General features: G+C 52.1%; 12 protein-coding genes. 2 read left to right on the top strand and 10 right to left on the bottom strand.

The window, feature by feature from the left end:
- Nucleotides 1-118: 118 nt before the first annotated feature.
- From ACYU87_RS09100 to ACYU87_RS09130, 7 genes are all read right to left on the bottom strand, one after another.
- Nucleotides 119-2,083, bottom strand: coding sequence for a glycoside hydrolase family 127 protein (locus ACYU87_RS09100; protein ID WP_461133749.1), 1,965 nt, complete (start codon nucleotides 2,081-2,083; stop codon nucleotides 119-121).
- A complete protein-coding gene (locus ACYU87_RS09105) occupies nucleotides 2,080-3,447 on the bottom strand; it encodes a vanadium-dependent haloperoxidase (protein WP_461133750.1) in 1,368 nt (455 codons plus the stop codon). The genes ACYU87_RS09100 and ACYU87_RS09105 overlap by 4 nt, the downstream gene beginning before the upstream one ends.
- Entirely contained in the window at nucleotides 3,447-6,953 is a 3,507-nt protein-coding gene (locus ACYU87_RS09110; RefSeq protein WP_461133751.1) for a VCBS repeat-containing protein, read from the bottom strand. Before ACYU87_RS09110 ends, ACYU87_RS09105 begins: the two co-directional genes overlap by 1 nt.
- Before the next feature lie 160 nt (nucleotides 6,954-7,113).
- A complete protein-coding gene (locus ACYU87_RS09115; RefSeq protein ID WP_461133752.1) occupies nucleotides 7,114-8,739 on the bottom strand; it encodes a RagB/SusD family nutrient uptake outer membrane protein in 1,626 nt (541 codons plus the stop codon).
- 17 nt (nucleotides 8,740-8,756) lie between these two features.
- A complete protein-coding gene (locus ACYU87_RS09120; RefSeq protein ID WP_461133753.1) occupies nucleotides 8,757-12,029 on the bottom strand; it encodes a TonB-dependent receptor in 3,273 nt (1,090 codons plus the stop codon).
- Between the two features lie 204 nt (nucleotides 12,030-12,233).
- Entirely contained in the window at nucleotides 12,234-13,364 is a 1,131-nt protein-coding gene (locus ACYU87_RS09125) for a FecR family protein (RefSeq protein WP_461133754.1), read from the bottom strand.
- A 109-nt stretch (nucleotides 13,365-13,473) separates the two neighbouring features.
- The gene (locus ACYU87_RS09130; RefSeq protein WP_461133755.1) at nucleotides 13,474-14,073 is read right to left on the bottom strand and encodes an RNA polymerase sigma factor; all 600 of its coding nucleotides are present in this window, start codon (nucleotides 14,071-14,073) and stop codon (nucleotides 13,474-13,476) included.
- A gap of 279 nt (nucleotides 14,074-14,352) precedes the next feature.
- Here ACYU87_RS09130 and ACYU87_RS09135 point away from each other — a divergent pair, with 279 nt between their 5' ends.
- Together ACYU87_RS09135 and ACYU87_RS09140 are read left to right on the top strand one after the other, a co-directional pair.
- Complete coding sequence (locus tag ACYU87_RS09135; protein WP_461133756.1) at nucleotides 14,353-15,387, top strand: aldo/keto reductase; 1,035 nt, start codon at nucleotides 14,353-14,355, stop codon at nucleotides 15,385-15,387.
- An 837-nt stretch (nucleotides 15,388-16,224) separates the two neighbouring features.
- Nucleotides 16,225-16,425, top strand: a complete 201-nt coding sequence (locus tag ACYU87_RS09140; RefSeq protein ID WP_461133757.1) for a YodC family protein — start codon at nucleotides 16,225-16,227, stop codon at nucleotides 16,423-16,425.
- 217 nt (nucleotides 16,426-16,642) lie between these two features.
- Here the strand turns inward: ACYU87_RS09140 and ACYU87_RS09145 are convergent, their stop codons facing one another.
- Genes ACYU87_RS09145 through ACYU87_RS09155 form a run of 3 tightly spaced genes read right to left on the bottom strand, consistent with a single transcriptional unit; the run spans nucleotide 16,643 to nucleotide 19,551 of the window.
- On the bottom strand, nucleotides 16,643-17,899 hold the full coding sequence (locus tag ACYU87_RS09145) for an arsenic transporter (protein WP_461133758.1): 1,257 nt from the start codon (nucleotides 17,897-17,899) through the stop codon (nucleotides 16,643-16,645).
- Between the two features lie 25 nt (nucleotides 17,900-17,924).
- A complete protein-coding gene (locus ACYU87_RS09150) occupies nucleotides 17,925-19,049 on the bottom strand; it encodes a metallophosphoesterase family protein (protein ID WP_461133759.1) in 1,125 nt (374 codons plus the stop codon).
- 55 nt (nucleotides 19,050-19,104) lie between these two features.
- Nucleotides 19,105-19,551 carry a DMT family transporter gene (locus ACYU87_RS09155; protein WP_461133760.1) on the bottom strand — a complete coding sequence of 149 codons (447 nt, stop codon included), beginning with the start codon at nucleotides 19,549-19,551 and terminating at the stop codon, nucleotides 19,105-19,107.
- Between the last annotated feature and the right edge of the window lie 38 nt (nucleotides 19,552-19,589).

Genomic DNA, 19,589 nt, shown 5'->3' on the forward strand with positions numbered 1-19,589 from the left:
AACGACCGGCGCAGCTGCCAATGGCTTTTCACCTCAAGCAGGCATTGTAAAGAAAAGGGGGGAAGACAAGATCTTCCCCCTTTCTGATTCCCAACCTAGTAAATAAACGATCCTTTGATTACTTCTCACGCGGCAACCATACTTTCATAGGACCTACTCCCCGGTTCGACCAGGTGTAATAGGGTACAGCCACCAGATTCAGCTTACCCGCCGGCTGACTCTTGAGAGGCACAGCGCCGGTAATGATGTTGACGCCCCCCAGCAACTCGGCTTTTTTCTCGATGTGGAGCGAAGCACTGTCGGGTAGTTCAATGTCGGTTACTTTGTTCTGGTTATCAACGCCCTCCACGCAGTAAACGACCGGGCCATATTCCAGTGACACCAGCCCTTTATCTTCGTTCACCGCTTCGTTTGTCACGACCCGGCGGATGCTCATGGGCAACACCAGTCCAATTACGTCGCCTTGTTTCCAGTTCCGGGTGATGGTAGCGTATCCCGACTGGCTATCGGGCTGCACCGCTTTTCCATTCACCGTCAGTTGCACCGGTGCTGTTGTCCGGTTGGTAAAGGCGTACAGATTACCCGGCAACACTTCATTCCGTGCCCAGCCGGGAATGCGAATTTTTACACTAAAACGGGCTTGTTTGGCCGGATTCACCGTGATGTTGACCGCGCCATTCCAGGGGTAGTCAGTCTGCTGTTTAATTGTGACGGGTACGTTGTTAAGTCGAACCTGCGCCTGGTTCGACGCAAACAGATTGATAAACAGGCTGTCTTTTTGGGTAGCATACACCAGATTCGGAACCGACGGAATAAACCGAACCAGGTTGGTAGGGCAGCAGGAACAGTCGAACCAGGGCTGGCGGGTACTAGCACCAAAATTGAATTTGTACTGCCCATCTGACTCCAGAGGATTCGGGTAGAAAAATTCATCACCGCGAAGCGAAATACCCGAAATCAGCCCGTTATACAACGTTCGTTCAATAACATCGTAGTACTTGGCGTCGCCGGTGAGCATAAATAACCGCTGGTTCCAGTAGACATCACCGATGGCTGCGCAGGTTTCATTATAGGCCGTTTTATTGGGCAGTTCGTAATTTTCGCCAAACGCTTCCCCCTCATGCCGCGAGCCAATACCACCCGTAATGTACATTTTCTTGTTCACGGTATTTTCCCAGAGCGCTTTAACCGCATTCAGGTAGGTTTTATCGGTATATAAAGCCGCTACGTCGGTCATGCCCGCGTACATGTATACTGCGCGAACGGCATGGCCAACCGCTTCGTCCTGCTTGCTAACCGGCTCGTGATCCTGGCTGTAGGCTCCATACAGCTTGTGCGTCGTGGAATCACCCCGCGCGTCGAGAAAGAACTTAGCCAGCTTCAGGTACTCGTTCTTGTGGGTAATGTTGTAGAGTTTGATCAACCCGGTTTCCACAATCTGATGGCCCGGCGGTGCTTTTTGCTGACCTGGCGCAGGCCCAAACGTTTTAACCAGTAAATCGGCATTTTTCAGGGCAATGTCCAGAAAATTGCGTTTGCCGGTAGCCACGTAGTGGATAGCGGCTGCCTCGTAGAGATGGCCGGCATTGTAAAGTTCATGGCTCATGATCTCCCCCTGCCACCGCGGGCCGGGCTTTACCCAATCGGCCGGGGGATGATTAGGGTCTATGGTGTGCCAGGTCGTCAGGTACCCATCGGGCTCCTGCCCTACTTTGACGATGGTAATTAGGGAATCAAGGTAAGCCGCCATTTTTTTGTCGGGCGAACTGATCAGTGAGTTGGACGCTCCTTCGATGAGCTTGTAAACGTCTGTATCGTCGAAGGGCATTTTGCCGCGTGTCGTCCCCTGCATTTTACCTCCTGCAATCAGGAAATTATCCATCCGCCCCTCTTTGTAGGACTTATCGAAACCAAACGGAAGGGTCGTTTTTTGAACGGTTCTGATCTTGGGCAACCAGAAGTTATCGGTGAACTTAACCTGATTGATGGGAACCGGCGCAATCGGGTAGCCTTTCTGAACTACCTGAGCCAGGCTGTGCCCAACCAGTAGTGTGGCCCCCACGAGAAAAGAGACTGATTTCATAAAGTTATTGTATGAGTTAATGTATTGGCACTGGTTTGTGATCGTAAGGGTCCCGAAAACTCCGACACCACATACGAACCTACTTTTCGCCCCTGCTTAAGTCCTTCCTGCACGGAATCCATGAAGTGTATACCGCCGTAAAAGCGCGATATACCCGCTTCCTCAGCAGCCTGCCGAAACGAGGTGAAACGCCGGGGTGGCAGGCCAAATCCAATTTCAGTTGAATCAATGTAGGCCAGGTTATCCCCGAAAAAATACGTCAGGACTTCGGCCGACGCGCCGGAAACAACCGAATGTCCACTCAGGTACTCCGGAAAGGGGGGCGTTTGGAGCAGTGGTTTCCAATTTGGGTCGATGGCGCGCCGAATGGCGGTTTCAGGCCGGATGCGATTGCTTCGGTATTTTTCATCCCAGCAACAGATAAACGCGTCCATCAGCGTTATCGCCAACAGTGTGTGCACCTGAAGCGTTTTCGCGAAACTAATTTTTCGTTGACGGCAGACGGTACCCGCGATTTTCATCCAGTGTGCCCCCGGCGACATTTTTTTCAGCCCGATCTGTAAATGCCCCACATCCTGTACCGCAAACGGATTACAATCCCAGAACGATGCGATAGCCTTCTGCTCAACCGTCAGCGATTGACCCGTTCGGCATACGTCCGTTAGCTGGCGATAAAAATTGCTGTTCGTCGCTCGGCTGTACACGGCAGGGACAACGGGTTTGAAAGCCGCGGCAGAATCAAGGATGAACGGTCTTATTTTATTAAAATGGGGTTCGATAGCCGCCAGAAAACTCGGGGGTGTTGGGTACCAGTAGCCGTCGCCTTTGGCCGGGGTATAACGCGGATAATCGCTCAGCCGGTTGTAGCCATCCTTTTTCGCGTAAGCTACCAGCGCCTTCGCAATCTCATGTCCATAGGCCTGCGATGCGGTCAACGTATCATCGGGCATGCCCTGCCGACGGTAGTGTTCCAGCAGATCGATCTGCCGGTCAACTAGTTTTTTACCGGAAGGTTGCATACGGCCTGCGGTTTCCAGCATGGCAAACAAGGCCGCCAGTTGCGGATTATAGCCGGTTATGGCGGGCGTTCTAACAACCGGATAACCAGTCAACACCTTGGCCAGGGGTTGCAACGTCGAGTCCGACTGACTAAGCGTTTCGTAACCAGCCAGCATGGCGTAGGCAAAAAAACGACTGGCCAGGGGCGGGTTCGTGACGTCGTGCATCATTAACTCATTCATTTGGTCGATAACTTCGATAATCTGCTCCCGGCCCGGCTGGTACTGGGGCGGTGTAGCGGGGCGGCAGGACGGCAGCAGCAGACCCATTACCCAGACCAGTATACCGATTAGGCTTATACGCATTAGTTTTTTGCGATTTTGGCTGCCATGATTGACTGGTTGTTTCGCCCGACGAGCAAGAGCCCGTTTACCTGAATAAAGCTCCGAATGTCACCCCGAATCGCCAGCCCCGACGTTTTCTGGGGTACGTACGTAAAGCCCCCCCGGCCATCGCCCCGCAACAGAAGCCCCAGGCCTGCGTCGTTGTTGCCGAACCGGATTCGGCTGTGGGTGATGTTGCCACCCATGACCAGATCAAGGTGTCCATCGGCGTTGTAATCCAGGGTATCGAGGGCATAAATGGGGGTGTACTGCGTTTCTATCGGTAACCGAATGGCATGGTACCGCCCCGTAGGTGAACTGACAAATCCCGTTGTTTGAAGGTTCGTGACGCGCAACGTTTTTGCCCCCTGCTGTTCGGCCTTCGTAAACACATCGTCCAGCCTGGTTTCCGCGTAGCTTTTGTAATCCGTGAACCGTGTCCGCATACTGCTTATCTGGTCCAGTAATTCATCGCGGGAAACGAACGGATACGGCTGTTTCTGAATAGGCATGCACAGAATGGGATCAATGGTGCCGTTGTCATCAAAGTCTTTGTAAACCAGGTCGGCGGGCTGGGTAGCACTCGCTTTGCACTGCGTATTCAGGCCCATGTTGCCCACCACAATGTCGGGCTTATGGTCACCGTTCAGGTCTGCAACGAGCAGTCGGTTCCACCAGCCCGTCAGGTTTGCGGGCAGATAGTCTGTAGTACGGTCCTGAAGTTTGCCCCCTTTGTTGATCCAGATCTGAATGGGTAACCAGTCGCCCACCGTAATCAGGTCGGGTTTCCCGTCGGCATTCATGTCTGCCCAGGCCGCGTCGGTTACCATCCCAAGGTGCTTGACGGACGGGGCAACCTGGTTGGTATAATCACGAAAATGGCCGTGTCCGTCGTTGAGCAGCACATAACTTTCGGGGGGTTCCGGATAACGGGCCGGTACAACCCGCCCCCCGACAAACAGATCCGGATGCCCATCGCTGTTCAAGTCAGCTACCCGAACGCAACCCGTACTGGCATACATCTTCGGCAGCGCATCGGGGCTTTTTCTGAAATGCCCTTTGCCATCGTTGAGGTACAGTCGGTCCTGCAGAAGCGCGTCGTTGGGCAGAAAATTGTCGTAGCCCCCGCTGCACACGTACACATCCTGATCGCCGTCGCCGTCAGCATCCAGAAAAGCCGCATCGGTATCTTCCTGCAAATAATCCGCCACCAGCGCTGGCTGGCTGGATTCGGTAAACTGGCCCGACACTTGCTGGATAAACAGACGACCACCGTAGCCGGAAGCTCCCCCAATAAACAGATCCAATCGTCCATCACCGTTTACATCGCCTTTCGCCAGGCAGGGGCCACTGTAGGACAGTGAATTGGTTAATAACGGTTGCCGTTTGAAATCATTAACTTCGTTTTCAACGTGGGTAAAACTGACCGGCGACGACACGATGGCGAAAACTGGGTTTTGGTTGTCCGCCGATCGATCAGCGGTGCGCCGGGCGTCCCTTTCCTGAACCGTAATGACTTGATTGGCCGCCACAGCTTTTAGCCATTGCTCCGCCCCGCCCGGCCAGACCACCCGTATGGAATCTATCCTGGTCTGGTTACCTAACCCGAAATGGAGCACCGGCGAAACGCTCGATTGAAACCCCCGGCACAGGAGTTGTTCCTGCCGCTGCCGGGTTCCGTGACTGTAGAGCGTGACTGCGGCCCCCACCCCAAAGCGGTTCCTGTCCTCACCCCGAAGGTTCACGGATAGTGTGTTGTGATGAAAAAGCCGGTCCGCATTATTTCGATACACGAAAGCCTCCTGGTTGATGTTATTGACGACTATATCCAGATCGCCATCGTTGTCCAGGTCGGCGTAGGCCGCTCCGTTGCTGTTGGAGGGCGTATCGAACCCCCACTCCCGGCTCACGTTAGTGAATAGGCTGCCCTGATCCACCAGGTCAGCGGGGACCGAACCGGCATTGTTGCGGAAAACGTAATTGATAACGTTGGACGAAGGCATCTGGCGTACCAGTTCCAGCAGGTTACTTCGCTGAATGTTTCCCTGATTCGCTTTTACGTAATCGCCCATGAATTTCAGAAAGTCCATGTTCGTGTAATCATGGACGTACCCGTTTGTAATAACCAGGTCTTTCCAGCCGTCGTTATCCAGATCGGCCGCCAGGGGTGCCCAGCTCCAGTCAGTATTTGACACCCCCGCTACCTGCCCCACTTCCGCGAAAACCGGCGTTGGCGAAACAGACTGCGCCACGCTCTTACCCGTTTCATCCCTGCCTTTTTTCTCCACAAAGCCCTGATTCAGATGCAGCATGTTGCGCATGTACTGTTTCCGGAGGCCGGTACGTTCGCGGAGGGCAAAAAGCTCGTAGTTGTCATTAGCGAAGAGGAGTTTTTGCCGACGGTTATCTTCCGGCAGCATGTCCATGGTAAAAATATCGCTCCAGCCATCGTTGTTAATATCGGCAATATCGTTACCCATCGAGAACTGCGAGGTGTGGCCCAGGGCAGCGTTTGTCTGGTCAACAAAGTGCCCCTGCCGGTTGATGTAGAGATAGTCCGGGGCCAGGTAGTCGTTGGATAAGTACAAGTCATTCCAGCCGTCGTTGTTAACATCAGCAATGGAAATACCGAGTCCATACGCCAGACGGGTGTTTCGTAAACCAGCGACCTGGGTAACGTCGTGAAAATAACCATTGTCATTGCGGTATAGCTTTACCCCCGTTAATTTATCGGGTGTATTCATCATGCGCTCAATGCCCACATCGTCGAGGTTTTCGAACCGACGCGGGCTGTGGTTGAGCAGCACCATATCCAGGTCATGGTCGTGGTCGAAATCGAAGAAAGCCGCCTGCGTGCTAAAGGCCGAATCGGCCAATCCGTACCGGGCCGCTTCTTCCCTGAACCGGGGCCTGTTCTTCGTATCATTTCCCTGATTGATGAATAAACGATTGACGCGCTTCTCCGGGGCAATGTTACCCGAGTGGCAGACGTAAATATCCAGCCGACCATCGCCATTGACGTCGGCCATCGTGACCCCCGTTTTCCAGTTTTGGGTATCAGCAACGCCAGCCAGCGTTGTCACGTCTTCGAACTGAATGGTCGAATGTTCCCGTTCGTTCGTCTGCGTCCGGTTTAAAAAAAGTTTGTTGTCGCCTTTGTTCGCCGTAAAATAGAGATCATCCAGGCCATCGCCGTTCACATCGCCCGTGGCTACTCCCCCACCATTGTACGTGTATTCGTACACGAGGGGGTTGGTGTCTTCATCTTCGGGAAGGTCATTCCGGAACGTAACGTGGGTCTGGTCAGCTGGTAGCCGAGAAAACAGGTGATCCGAATCGGGTTTACTGGCGGGCTGACAGGCAGATAGTAGCAGTATAAAACAAAGACTGCCCCAGACCACTAGCCCTTCCGCTATCGGTCCGAATCGGATCATCTCTTGTTGGGTCAGCCCCGGCTGGACTGCCCCTGTGTTTACTAACGTTTCCACCTGTCTGTCAAAAGTTACGGTTGGGTACAATTTTATGGGATTTGTTGTCCGCTTTCTTGGGTCGTATGGTCCATAGTTCATGGAGACACGAACTACGGACCATACGATCTCACAAATCACCGTTATTCATCGCTATTGAATAGTATTTCCTTCTAGCGGACTAGTAACCCGGATTCTGCTTGAGTTTGGGATTCTTGTTGATTTCGGCCTGGGGAATGGGTAACAGGATGCGGTAATCCCCATTTGGTGTGTGCGACAGCCAGGATTTCTTCGTATAAATACCAAACCGGATCATGTCCTGCCGACGGCGCCCTTCCTGCGTAAACTCCCAACCCAGTTCGTCCAGAAAACGACCGTACTGCACATCCGTACCCGTTTCGGTGGTGGTGAATTGACCATTACGGGTCAGGCCGTATTTGTACACGCTTCCTTTCATCAAATCGGCGCTGGTCACGGTAGCCTTTGTCGGATTGTTTTTAAAACTCCGCTGTCTGATCTGGCTCACAATGGTCGCAGCCTCATCGGCCTTTCCCGTACGCAGCAGGCATTCGGCTTTCATCATCAGCACATCAGCATACCGGAATAAAGGAACGTCGTTGCTCATATTGACCCGAAGTCCCTGTTTGAATTCATACTTGCCCAGTCGATAGCCATGTACTTCTTCCGACGAATCGATGCCCGGCACGGCGTTGACGTAAATCAGTGGTTTTCCGTTGGTTGCGCGCATACTGCCCAATAGAATCTGCCCGGATGCGTCATACTGCTGCCCCTGGATCCAGTTATCTTTCAGCCGGCTATCGTCCGGGTCATAGGTGTTGATAAACTGAGGAATCGCACAGGTGCCGCCCCAGCAGGCAGCTTCAATACCATACGTTTTCTGGTTGGCTGGCTGGAGCGTTTCCATGGCCAGGCTAAATACCTGCCCGTATATTTCGTCGTAAGGAATGGCAAAGACAATCTCTTTCGAGTTTTCGTTAAGGGTTTTAAAAACATCCTTTTGATTCGTTTCCAGCTGAAACTTACCGGAGTTAATGATCGCGTCGCAGGCTGCGGCACATTTATCCCATTGCGCCGTACCCGAAAATACCTGCGCGTTGAGGTACATTTTAGCCAATAGCGCGTAAGCGGCCCATTTGTTGTTGAAACGCCCGTAGGTGCTCTTGTCCGCGTTATCACTCAATAAAGGCAACGACTCCGTCAGTTCCTTGACGATGAAATTGTAGACGTCGACCCGTGAACTCTGATCCGGCAGAAAGCCATCCTCCACGTTAAACTTGGTCACGATGGGCACATTACCGAAAATGTCACACAGCACATAGTAGTACGAGGCCCGGAGCACCCGCAGTTCGGCCAGCAGGGCATCTTTCCCCTGCGTTATCGGAATTTGCCCGGATTCGACCTGGTAAATTACCCGGTTTGCGTTCGTAATGCCCCCGAAGGCATTGTTCCAGTTATCGTACGTATTGCCTTCCTGCGCGGTCCATTTGTGCTCGTGCATCCGCCGGTAGATACCCCCATCCACCCAGCCGTTCGGGCGGGAGGGAATAACCAGTTCATCCGCACTGATTTCATTGGTTCTGAAAAAGCCGTTGTTCTGCATCATCAGCGGGCGCCAGTTGCCATAGGCGGGCCCAACCAACGATGCCAGGTCCTGGGTGGTTGGGGTGAACGCGCTGCTCACCAGTTGGGTATAATTTTCATCCTGAAGTTTGGTGCAGGCGTTGAACGTTGTTCCAACGAAAGACAGCAATACAACAACCCCGACAATTCGATTGTATTTTTTCATGTGAATCGGGTAGTAAATTAAAAGTTAAGGTTTAAGCCAACCGTGTAGGTACGAACTGACGGGTATTTATCCCGATCATCGAGACCAGGGGCCAGTCCGCCCCGGTTCACTTCCGGATCGATACCCTTGTAGCCCGTGAACTGAAAGGTGTTCAGCGTTGATACGTAGACGCGGGCATTGCGAATGATCTTGTTGTTCGCCAGGTTCAGGTTATAGCCCAGCGTAATGTTGTCAATCTTCCAGAAATCACCGTTTTCTACGTAGTAACTGTTGTATTCAAGCGGTACATTCTTGTTAAGAACGGCTTTCCCGAACACCGGCTCCTGCGCCGATTTCAGCTGGTTATACTGCGTGACGCCCGGATTCTCGTAATACATCCGCTGGAAGTTCAGAATCTGATACCCAAAGGCGCCCCGCATGGTAACGGCTAGGTCAAGATTCTTGTACCGCAGGTTGTTATTCCAGCCTGCGTAGTATTTTGGCAGGCCATTTCCCAGCACCATTTTATCCTCATCGCTGTGGGTAAATTTGTCGTAGGGCACCTGCTGGCCCTCTTTGTTCTGGTAAATCCACTTACCATCATCACCCACGCCCACTACTTTAAAGCCGTAGAAGTTACCAATGGGCTGACCCACCTGCACCCGGCTGGTATACGTCTGGATTGGTTCGCCCGTACCACCCGCGTTGAAGAAATCGTTGGTCAGGGTATACAGGTCATTCGTCAGCGACGTCAGCCGGTTCTGGTTGGACGAGAAATTGACACTCGAATTCCAGACGAACGTCTTGGTCTGAAGCGGTACCGTATTGATGATCACTTCAACGCCCCGGTTACGCATCGACCCAACGTTGGCCCGTGTTGTCCCGAACAAATTGGGGGGCGACGGAACCGGATAATCGTACAGCAATCCGTTCGTTTCGCGATTATACAGGTCGATCGAACCGCTCAACCGGCCTTTATAAAACGAGAAGTCCAGCCCAATGTTGGTTTCTCGTTTTTCTTCCCAGCGCAGGTAGGGGTTGGGGTTGCTGGCGGGTACCAGACTCGGCACCCACGTACCATTCACCAGGAAATAGCCGCTGTAGTTAAGCCGGGCTACCCCCAGAAACAAGTCGTCGGGAGCCGTACCCGTTACGCCGTACCCCGCACGGAGTTTCAGATCGTCGATGGCCTTGACATTCTGAAGGAACCCCTCCCGGTTGATACGCCAGCCAACCGATACGGCCGGAAATGTACCCCAGGGTTGGTTAGCGCCCACAAATTTGGATGATGCTTCCCGGCGCAGACTTGCCAGAACCAGGTATTTGTCCAGGTAGTTGTAGGTCAATCGGCCAAAAAATCCAACCAGATTCCAAGCCGACTTCCCACTGCCGATGGGTGCCAGACCCGTTTTCAGGGCATTACCCAGGCCGATGTTATTGTACGTGAACTTGTCGGTAGGAAAGTTCCAGTTCTGCATGTAGTAGTCTTCATACACATTATCCTGGTAGCTGTAACCGGCCAAGGCCGACAGACGGTGATCGCCAAGGCTATGATCATAACTGGCCGTTAGCTCCACCAGCCGATCGGTTACGGCCTGCGTACCCCGTGAGGCATAGCCGTTCCGGCCATCCCGAATGGTCGAGATGTTTTGCTTCGTTTCTGCGTAGCCCCGCGTTTGATTGAACTGGTTGTAGGAGGTCAGCGCTTTTATTTGCAGCCCGTTGATTGGTAACCAGGTCAGGCTTCCGCTGTAGCGTGTATTGAGCGATTTGTTTTCGCCATCCGATTCATAAATACGCGCCAGCGGATTATCGTAGTTGAACAGCCCCGCTTGCTGATACCAGGAGCCATCGGCATTGGTGATGGGCTGGGTTGGGTTCTGAATCAACGCCTGCCGGTAGGTGTAGCCGTTAAAGCTGGCCCCGTCGCCCGATGTGTTGTAACGATTATTGGTACTCAACAACCCGATATTGAGCTTCAACCGGTTGTCGAACATGTTGTGATTTATATCCACCCGACCCGTAAACGTGCGGTTGTCGGACTTCAGTAAAATGCCTTCAAAATACCGGTACGTACCCGTGGCCAGGTAGTTAGTTGTTGCATTACCGCCCCGCAGAGTTACGTTGTGCACATGAATAAGCGGAGTTCTCGACAGCGCCTTGACCCAGTCGGTATCGCCCCCCAGGTCCGAGAAGCCAACGCCCTGCGGAATGAGCCGCCGGTAATCGGTGGCCGTCAGCAAATCAGGCTTCCGGGTAATCGTCTGGGTACTGACGTATCCACTGTATTCGATGGTTGGTTTAATATCGCCTTGTGGCCGACGGGTCGTAATCAGAATGACCCCGTTGGTACCGCGCGTTCCGTAAATGGCGGCCGCCGATCCATCTTTCAATACGTCGATCGAAGCAATATCTTCCGGTGCTACGGTGTTCAGCCCGCCCGGTATTCCGTCAATCAGAACCAGCGGCTGCGTGCTGCTGGTCAGCGTAGCGGTTCCCCTCAGAACGATCTGCGTGTTGGCCGTCGGGTCACCACTGGGGTTACTGATCGTTAGTCCGGCTACTTTTCCCTGCAAAAGCTGTCCCGCATCTTTTACCGCTCCCTTTACGAAGTTTTCGGCTTTAACGCTGGCGACGGCACTGGTCAGATCTGCCTTGCGCTGGGTGCCATACCCCACGACTACGACCTCGGAGAGCGACTTGTCATCGGCCGTCAGTTGCACGTCCACCGTTGTGCGATTGGCTAGTACGACTTCTTTCGAACTATACCCGATAAAAGAGAACACCAGCGTTTCGGTACCGGTCTGTACCGAAAGGGCATACGCCCCATCCTGATCGGTGACGGTGCCATTGGTGGTTCCTTTGATGAGCACATTGGCCCCGGGCAGGCCCATGCCTTTATCGTCCGTAACGCGTCCTTTTACCGTAATGGCTACCTGGCCATCCGTCCGTAACGACGCCGACTCATTCGACCCGGCAGCACCACCCCGCTCATTTTTATACAGAATGATCTGTTTCCCTTCCACTTTATACGCTACGTTAAGCGGCCCGAACAATCGGTTCATCACCTCCGACAACCGCTCGTTTACGACCGATAGGGTTACCTTCCGGTTCGTTTCAACAATGGACGAACTGTAGGTAAAGCGTACATCAGCCTGCTTGTGGAGCTGCGTCAGGATCGAACCAATGTTCTGATTCGTTACCTGTAGTGTAACCGGGCGATCAAGAACACCCTGCGCGACAGAGGGGCTGGCTAAACCGACCTCTCCAACAAAAACAGCCAGCAGTAACTGACAAGCAAGTAGCTTCATAATACCAAACGCCAAGGTTTGTAATGACTCACATTTAGGCATAGATTTGTTTGTTCAATTTCGTTTCGAATAGGACAAAAGCTCCCCTGGCATCTTGTAGAAGATGACGTTGCTGACGGTAGACAGTGGGGAGAGTTAAGGCAACGGTGCTGGACCCACCGTTGCTTTTTTCATGATCAGTAGACCGGTTTTGACATCATAGGCTTAAGGGGTTTTTAGGGTAGGCACTGGTAAACAGCCACGGCTGCTTACGTCGATCTTGTCATTCTCAATCGTGTACGAGGCATTGATGGCCCGGCAAATGCTGCTGAGCCGTTCGGGCAGGGTTTCTTCGGAAAACGACGTGGTAATCCGGCAGTGCTCCAGGGCTTTGTCATCGAAATTGATGTCTATTTCGTACAGCCGGGAGAGGGTAAGCAATACATCGGCAACCGGCTGATCATCGAACGTAATTTCGGAGGGACCTACCTGGGTTGCCGCAGCCAGCGCAGGACTGGCCACCACCCGTTTGTGTAATTGGCCGGCGGTCAGGTCAGCCTGCTGGTTGGGCAACAACAGAACCCCTTTTTCGTAGTTGACCAGTTTCTTCTCCGTCGGCGCGTGATCCAGGGCGTACACGGCGACTTTACCCGTCCGTACCACTACGTTTACATTGGGTTCGCGGGCAAACGCTCGTACCCGAAAGCTGGTGCCCAGAACCTTTGTTACGGAGCGGTCGGTAAAGACGAGGAACGGCCTCCTGGGATTTTTACTTACCTCAAAAAAAGCTTCTCCTGCCAGGGTAACCACCCGCAATTCCTTTGCAAAAACACGTGGGTAGGTAAGTCGGCTGTTTCGGTTCAGCGTAACAACACTGCCATCACTGAGCAAAACCGTCATGGGCCGATTACCCAGGTTCTGGCGTACGATCCGGTCCGTTGCTTCGGAAGGAGCAGCGTGGCCCCTTGCGGCATCTACCTGACTGACTCGCTGGCTAAACCAGACTCCCCCGATCAGCAGCAGAACAGCAGCCGCAGCGCTCTGCCACCATAGCCGCCCCCCTTGCCACAGCGGTCGTATCTTCGTTTCGGGCCGTTCCTGATCGTTTTGCGCGTGCTCTACCAGTTGCCTGATCTCAGACGCAATTTCCTGATTGGTGAGATTAGGCCACTGGTGGAGTTCATGAACTGCCAATACCAGACGTCTGGCTTGAGTAACAATCTCCTGCCGGTCTGTATTCTGGGCAATCCACTCCTCCCAAAATCTGGTATCCCGCTCATCGGACCGGAGAACCCAGTTGGCAAAGGATGAATCTGCGGCCAGCTCCTCCGCCGTATGATTATGAAAATTCATCATGGATGCACTATGAAATGGCTCTATAATCAGTAGTCCATTTTCACGGCGTTCATAACCAAAAAACGAAAGTTTTTTTTGAAAAAATTATAGAATACTCTGCGGTTTGTGTTCAGCGCGCCAGGAAGGACAGAAAAAACAGCGTAGCCGAGATCGTCGACCAGACCAGTTTATGTCGAAGTTCCTTAATTGTCCGGTGAAGCAGGTTAGCTACACTGGGCCGACTCAGTTGCATCAAGTCGGCAATCTCTTCGTGTTCCAGATGTTGATAAAAGCGCAGGTAGATGATTTCCTGTTGCCGTTTGGTAAGCTGACGAATGCTTTGCTGGAGACGTTGGGTCTGTTCACCCTGGTGCTCATCAACAATCAGTAGGTCTTCAACGGTCAATTCAGGACTGTCCGGCTCGAAACATAATTCGTCAATCGACTCAAAAGGGGTGCCACGGCGTACTGCTTTAAGCATTCGATTCCGCAACGCTGTCATTAAGTATGCTTTAACGAAGGCCGTTTCGCTTAGTTGGTTCCGGTTTTTCCAGAGGTCCAGAAATATATCCTGCAAACAATCTTTAACCAGCTCATGGTCTTTGGAAAACTTGGTACCGTAGTTAAAGAGCAGCCCATAGTGCTGCTGAGCCAGCTGGCCGAACGCTTTTGCGTCGCCATTTTTGAAGCGATTCCATAATACGGGCAACTCATCCTGAATCGACCTCATTGCTGAACCTGATTTTAGATATGTGTCTTACTTACACAAATCTAAAAATTTATGATCAATTAAAGAAATTATTGCACATATTTTTCCTATATATACATTGATCCGCTGGATGTTTCACAAGTAGAAATAGCCTTTCGCGGTTGGTGGTAAGTTCTTTCGGGCGATGCCATATCGTTCATCCTTAAGCCCTCTATCCGCATAGCTCATGGATTGCTGAACAGCAGGGGCTCTATTGGGTTAGTGCTATAGCGTTGGTTTAATCAGCGCTACTCAGCGACTATGAACAATACATCACCTGCCCAGTCTCCTACATGGGCCCAGCAACACTTACCCTCAATCGGGCTGGGGGGCGTCGCCATTGGCAACGAATTTGAGTACATCTCCGACGAGGCCGCTCACCATACGCTTCAGGCTGCCTGGCAGGCCGGAGTTCGCTATTACGATGTTTCTCCCTGGTATGGGCTGGGGCTGGCCGAACGGCGCTATGGGCATTTCCTGCACAACCAAAAACGCGAGGATTACATTATTTCGTCTAAAGTAGGCAAGATGCTGCGGGCGAGTAAGCAAAATAAAGGAGCAGAGTACTTCCCTCATGCCCATTCTCCCAATAATGTTACTTTCGACTACACGGCCGACGGTATACGACGGTCCATCGAAGACAGCCTTCAACGGTTAGGGATTGATAGTTTGGATATTGTATTCGTCCACGATCTGTCGCCGGATAATAAACTGTTACCCACCGACTGGCTCGACCAGTTTGCTATTGCCGAGAAAGGGGCTTTCCCCGCTTTGAGCCAGTTGCGTGACGAAGGCGTTATCAAGGCTTGGGGACTGGGAGTTAACTGTCCTGAACCGATTCTGAAAACCATCGATGTCGCCGACCCCGACGTGTTCCTGCTGGCATCTCAATACTCGCTAATCGATCATGCCTATGCTTTAAAGCACGTATTCCCGGCCGTACGCGCGCGTAACCTGTCACTGGTCATGGGATCAAATCTGAATGCGGGTTTTCTGTCGGGCAGCGAGCGCTATAACTACGATCCCGAAAAACCAATTAAGGAAGAATATCTGGAAAAACGTGACCGTTTACGGGCTATTGCCCGCCAGTTTGACGTTGATTTACGAACAGCTTCCCTCCAGTTTGCCCTGTATCCCGACGTAGCGGTTTCGGTTATTCCCGGTGCCCGCACCCCGGAGCAGGTGGAGCAAAACGTTGAATCGCTGCAAGTAGTCATTCCCGAGGCATTCTGGCAGGCTCTTAAAGAGCAGCACCTCATCGAAGCTGACGCGCCAATTACCAATCTGAAACAGTAGTAGATCTGCTTAGGCCTAGTTTAGCCTGCTGTAACTTGCCGTTTTCCTAAAAAACTGACAAGCTAAGGCTGGCTATTGGTAACCAAATAGGTCGGCTAGTTCATCGAATTAGCCTAACACCCCGATGCTTTTCACTTACGTAACGCGTCTTCAACTGCCCCAACCTACCCCTGATATGACTACGCTTGTTTAGTTCTGAAAGCATTATTTTCAGCTTGCGTACTGTTGCTTGGAAATTGAGCAATTCGAACTTTTCTAAATCAGACATAGTCTGGCGCGCCGGTTACTCCTGCCACTACACCCGATTCCGTTCGAACTATTAAGTAAAAACTTTCGATTATATTGTTTATAAACAATACTATGCTTAAACTTAAATTAACACTAATAATATTATTGTGTACTATTTGTTAATAAATCAATCGAGTAACTTTTTTAGTGCTTTCATACAAGGAAATGGTGATTTCACACATTTCACCCCAGGCAATTAGTAATCTTAGACGTTGATGGTATTATTTTTAAATCACGCTCTTGTCAATAATGACCTAATGTACAACTAGTCATTCTTTTGATACACAACTATACTATCAAATAGGTAAGTAATTTTGTGTCAAAATCAGGTGGTTGCCACATGTAGTTAGTTAAGTTGATCGGACGATTCATCCGTTAGCCGTACTATATAGATGATTACTGATGCGCCTGCCTCAGACAAGAATCGGTATGAGACGACATAAGACGTCATCTGTACCGGTAAAACACCCCACCTGCCTGATGCATTAACAGCTGCATGGTTCGGCAGAGTGATTACCAATGCACCTAATTCTCAAACAAACTATATTAATGCAAACTCAATTCAAAATTGGCGACTTAGTTCAACTTAAATCCGGCAGCCCTATCATGACAATCAATAAATTAGCTGATCCCAATCAGACCAATTGCGTTGAATGCGTTTGGTTTGACAGTACCAACAATGGGCCTTTTTACGCTAATTTTCTGGAAGTAACCCTGATCGCCGAACCCTTGCATATGGATAACGAGTAGGGGGTTTTTGGTTTCAGCTTAAACCAACCTACAGCGTTTCTCAGGCGCCTGAGAAACGCTGTTTACCAAAATTTACTTCGTAACGTGTGCCGGGTCAAGATGGTACCCTCAGACTGACGAAGTTATCCTTCAGCGAGAAGCGCTGGTTTATGTTTTTCCGGCTCATAATGGAGCCACAAATTAATGATCACCTGCTAACTACCTAGGCGATCTGCTATTAGAATTGATATTGTATCCATACGGTTGCCAGACTGGCCAGCAAGGCAATCAGCATAACCGGGATACCCAGCCTGAGGAAAGCCCAGGCACTGACCTGCAAGCCTTCCCGTCGCAGCGCCACCAGCCATAGAATCGTAGCCAGTGAACCCGTAACTGACAAGTTTGGACCCAGATCGATACCAATCAGCAAAAAACTCTTGATCAGATCGGGTACCGAGCCGGCCTGCACCACAGACCCTACAATCAGGCCTGCCGGGAGGTTATTCATCAGGTTACAGGCCAATGCCAGCCCGCCCCCGCTCAACCAGGCCGTTTGCGTTACGGAACGCGCCGTGCCCTGCTGCAACAAGGTCGTCAGGTGTTCCACAAGCCCTGTTTTGTTAAGTCCCTCCACCAATATGAACAGACCGGCTACCAGCGGCAGCACCGACCACGACACCTGTTTGATAACAACCCATGGATTCGTTCTGGTCGTTATCAGCACCACAATAGACGTCAGCACACCGGCAATGGCCGTTGGCAGACCCAGTTCAGCATCCAGCGCCGACGCGCCAAGCAATACCAGTGCCGTCAGGGCAATACCCACCAAGGCTAGCTTGCCCCCCGTAGAGAGAGCAGGCACTGGAATGGCGCGCGCTACGCCCCCCTGTAAACTGGTCCGCTGCGTGTAACGAAGGACGCCATAGGTAACAGCGATCGACACCAGCGAGGGCAGCCCGTATTGCGCCAGCCAGTGCAACAGCGAAGGCATATGCGTGCCGTAAATAACCAGATTGGCCGGGTTTGAGATAGGCAGCACAAACGACGCGGCATTGGCAATGAACGCGCAAATAAACAGGTAGGGCAACGGCCGTTTAACATCAGCCGCTTTAACAGCCGCAGCCACCGCCGGGGTCAGTACGACTGCCGTTGCATCGTTCGACAAAAACGTCGTGACAATGATCCCGACCAAGTATATGAGCCCAAATAGCCGGCTGGCAGAGCCGTCGGCCCGGTTCGTCGCCTGGGCAGCCAGCCAGTCGAACAACCCCTGGTCGCGGGCGGTCTCCGCCAATAGCATCATCCCGATCAGAAAGAGGTATACATCCGTACCTTTTCCAACGCCCGTTAGCGCTTCGGCAGGAGTGATCAGTTTCAGCATGAGAAGCAGAACGGCCCCAGCCACCGCCCAGACAAATTCGGGTACGTTGAACGGGCGGACAATGATACCGGCAATGGCAACCAGCGAGATAATCCAGATACTACTGATAACCATAGTATGTATTAAGTGAATGATAAGTTTATGACGGGCCACCGTTTCGGTTAGGGCCCAGTTGCGTGCCAAAAATACCGTTTTGGGGCCAGGCGCCAATTGAATCGGCATCGCTCCCGTTCTTCTGCCGGACCGGGCCCGGCGTAAATGGCCCTGCCAAATCGATCGTGTGGCGACCAGGCCGCCCCCGGTCATCAATGGCTTCCACGGTAAGCGTCAGCACGGGGTTTTCGGGTATGTTAAGCTGACCTTCCCACAGCCTTCCGTCAGGCGAACGGGTCATGTATACGGGCGGGCCCTGATTGAGCTGGCAGGTAACGTGCCTAACCGGCGATTTTCCCAGCACGAAAGCCCGAACGGTAGTTAGCCCACCAACACGGGCCTGTGCATCTTCCCGCCACAGCCGGTAGTCGGCGGGTGTCGTAATCAACACAAAGGGAAAGGCCTCGTGCCGTGTTTTAAACCGCCAGCTCACCGTGCCCTCATCGACACTAACGAGCGAATACCCGACGGGCCCTTCATCAATCTGCCCGGTCGATCGGGTAGCAGCAAAAATGGTATGGCCGTCGTTTGCCAGCTCGTTGTAGTGCGTATGCCCTATATCGACTAATGCTACTGAATTACTGGCAATCAAATGATTGAGTGTACTCATTTCCGACCCATCTGTACAGTCGGCGGGGTAGGTATGCATGAACAGAGCAACCGTTTCACCCCGGGCCGTTGATTGGGTCAGTTGATCAGTTAACCAGGTAAGTTGGTTTTCGCCAAATCTGAAATCGGGGCCGCCCGATCCAGTACCACTCATGTCCAGAAACAAGCACCGGACCCCTCTGACCGTATACGCCATCGGCAACGTTTCAGTCAATGGCATCGAGTAGAAAGCGTCCAGATTTCCCGAGGCCATATCGTGGTCGCCGGTGATGATATGAACGGGGTTACTCACCAGTTTCAACGCCGTTGTCACTAACCCGTATTGTTCAGCAAGGCCATCATCGGCATTATCGCCCGGCAATACCAGAAAATCGACGAATGGGCTGCACTCGGTTTCCAACTGGACGAGAATCGACAGAAAATCAATATAATTCTGACTATCTGCCTTTGTTATGTGTAAGTCCCCCAAATGGGCAACCAGCAGAGGTCCATGTGCATTCATCAATTTGGGAACTAAGTATTCAGCAGCGCCGATAACTAACGGATAGACAGATTATTCAGTATTTGGATACGAGGTAGATACCACCAATCAGCAGGACTGCGCCGGCAATACGACCCAGACTCAGCGGATGCTGCTCCATACCAAACCAGCCGTATTTATCGATTAACAGCGACATGAGAATGTTTGCCGTTATCGTTAAACCCGCCAGCGTACCAGCTCCTACTTTGTTAACAAACATCAGTCCGACCACAACGGCCCCCGCCCCCAGCAAACCGCCCAGTGGCGCCCACCAAGGCATATTGGCCAGCCCCTCTCCGTTTGGCATGGGTTTGGGAAGGCATAAAAAGACACAACTCAACAGCGCCACAACGGGCAAAAAGGAAATGACGCTGGCCAGCCAGGGGTTGCTGACCGACTTTTGCAGGGCACCATTCATGGGTGGCCCCCAAGCTTGCAACGCACCCGCAACGAGAATAAGAGGATAAAGCCAGGCCTGATTCATAAAGGTAGTTTTTTATCAAGTTGATCCGTAAAAGTGTT

The organism is Spirosoma lituiforme, from assembly GCF_054776635.1.

Coding starts and splice junctions, on each gene's coding strand:
- ACYU87_RS09155 (WP_461133760.1), bottom strand. CDS start 19,551: ATGAATCAGGCCTGGCTTTATCCTCTTATTCTCGTTGCGGGTGCGTTG.
- ACYU87_RS09135 (WP_461133756.1), top strand. CDS start 14,353: ATGAACAATACATCACCTGCCCAGTCTCCTACATGGGCCCAGCAACAC.
- ACYU87_RS09140 (WP_461133757.1), top strand. CDS start 16,225: ATGCAAACTCAATTCAAAATTGGCGACTTAGTTCAACTTAAATCCGGC.
- ACYU87_RS09145 (WP_461133758.1), bottom strand. CDS start 17,899: ATGGTTATCAGTAGTATCTGGATTATCTCGCTGGTTGCCATTGCCGGT.
- ACYU87_RS09125 (WP_461133754.1), bottom strand. CDS start 13,364: ATGATGAATTTTCATAATCATACGGCGGAGGAGCTGGCCGCAGATTCA.
- ACYU87_RS09130 (WP_461133755.1), bottom strand. CDS start 14,073: ATGAGGTCGATTCAGGATGAGTTGCCCGTATTATGGAATCGCTTCAAA.
- ACYU87_RS09100 (WP_461133749.1), bottom strand. CDS start 2,083: ATGAAATCAGTCTCTTTTCTCGTGGGGGCCACACTACTGGTTGGGCAC.
- ACYU87_RS09105 (WP_461133750.1), bottom strand. CDS start 3,447: ATGCGTATAAGCCTAATCGGTATACTGGTCTGGGTAATGGGTCTGCTG.
- ACYU87_RS09120 (WP_461133753.1), bottom strand. CDS start 12,029: ATGAAGCTACTTGCTTGTCAGTTACTGCTGGCTGTTTTTGTTGGAGAG.
- ACYU87_RS09150 (WP_461133759.1), bottom strand. CDS start 19,049: ATGAATGCACATGGACCTCTGCTGGTTGCCCATTTGGGGGACTTACAC.
- ACYU87_RS09115 (WP_461133752.1), bottom strand. CDS start 8,739: ATGAAAAAATACAATCGAATTGTCGGGGTTGTTGTATTGCTGTCTTTC.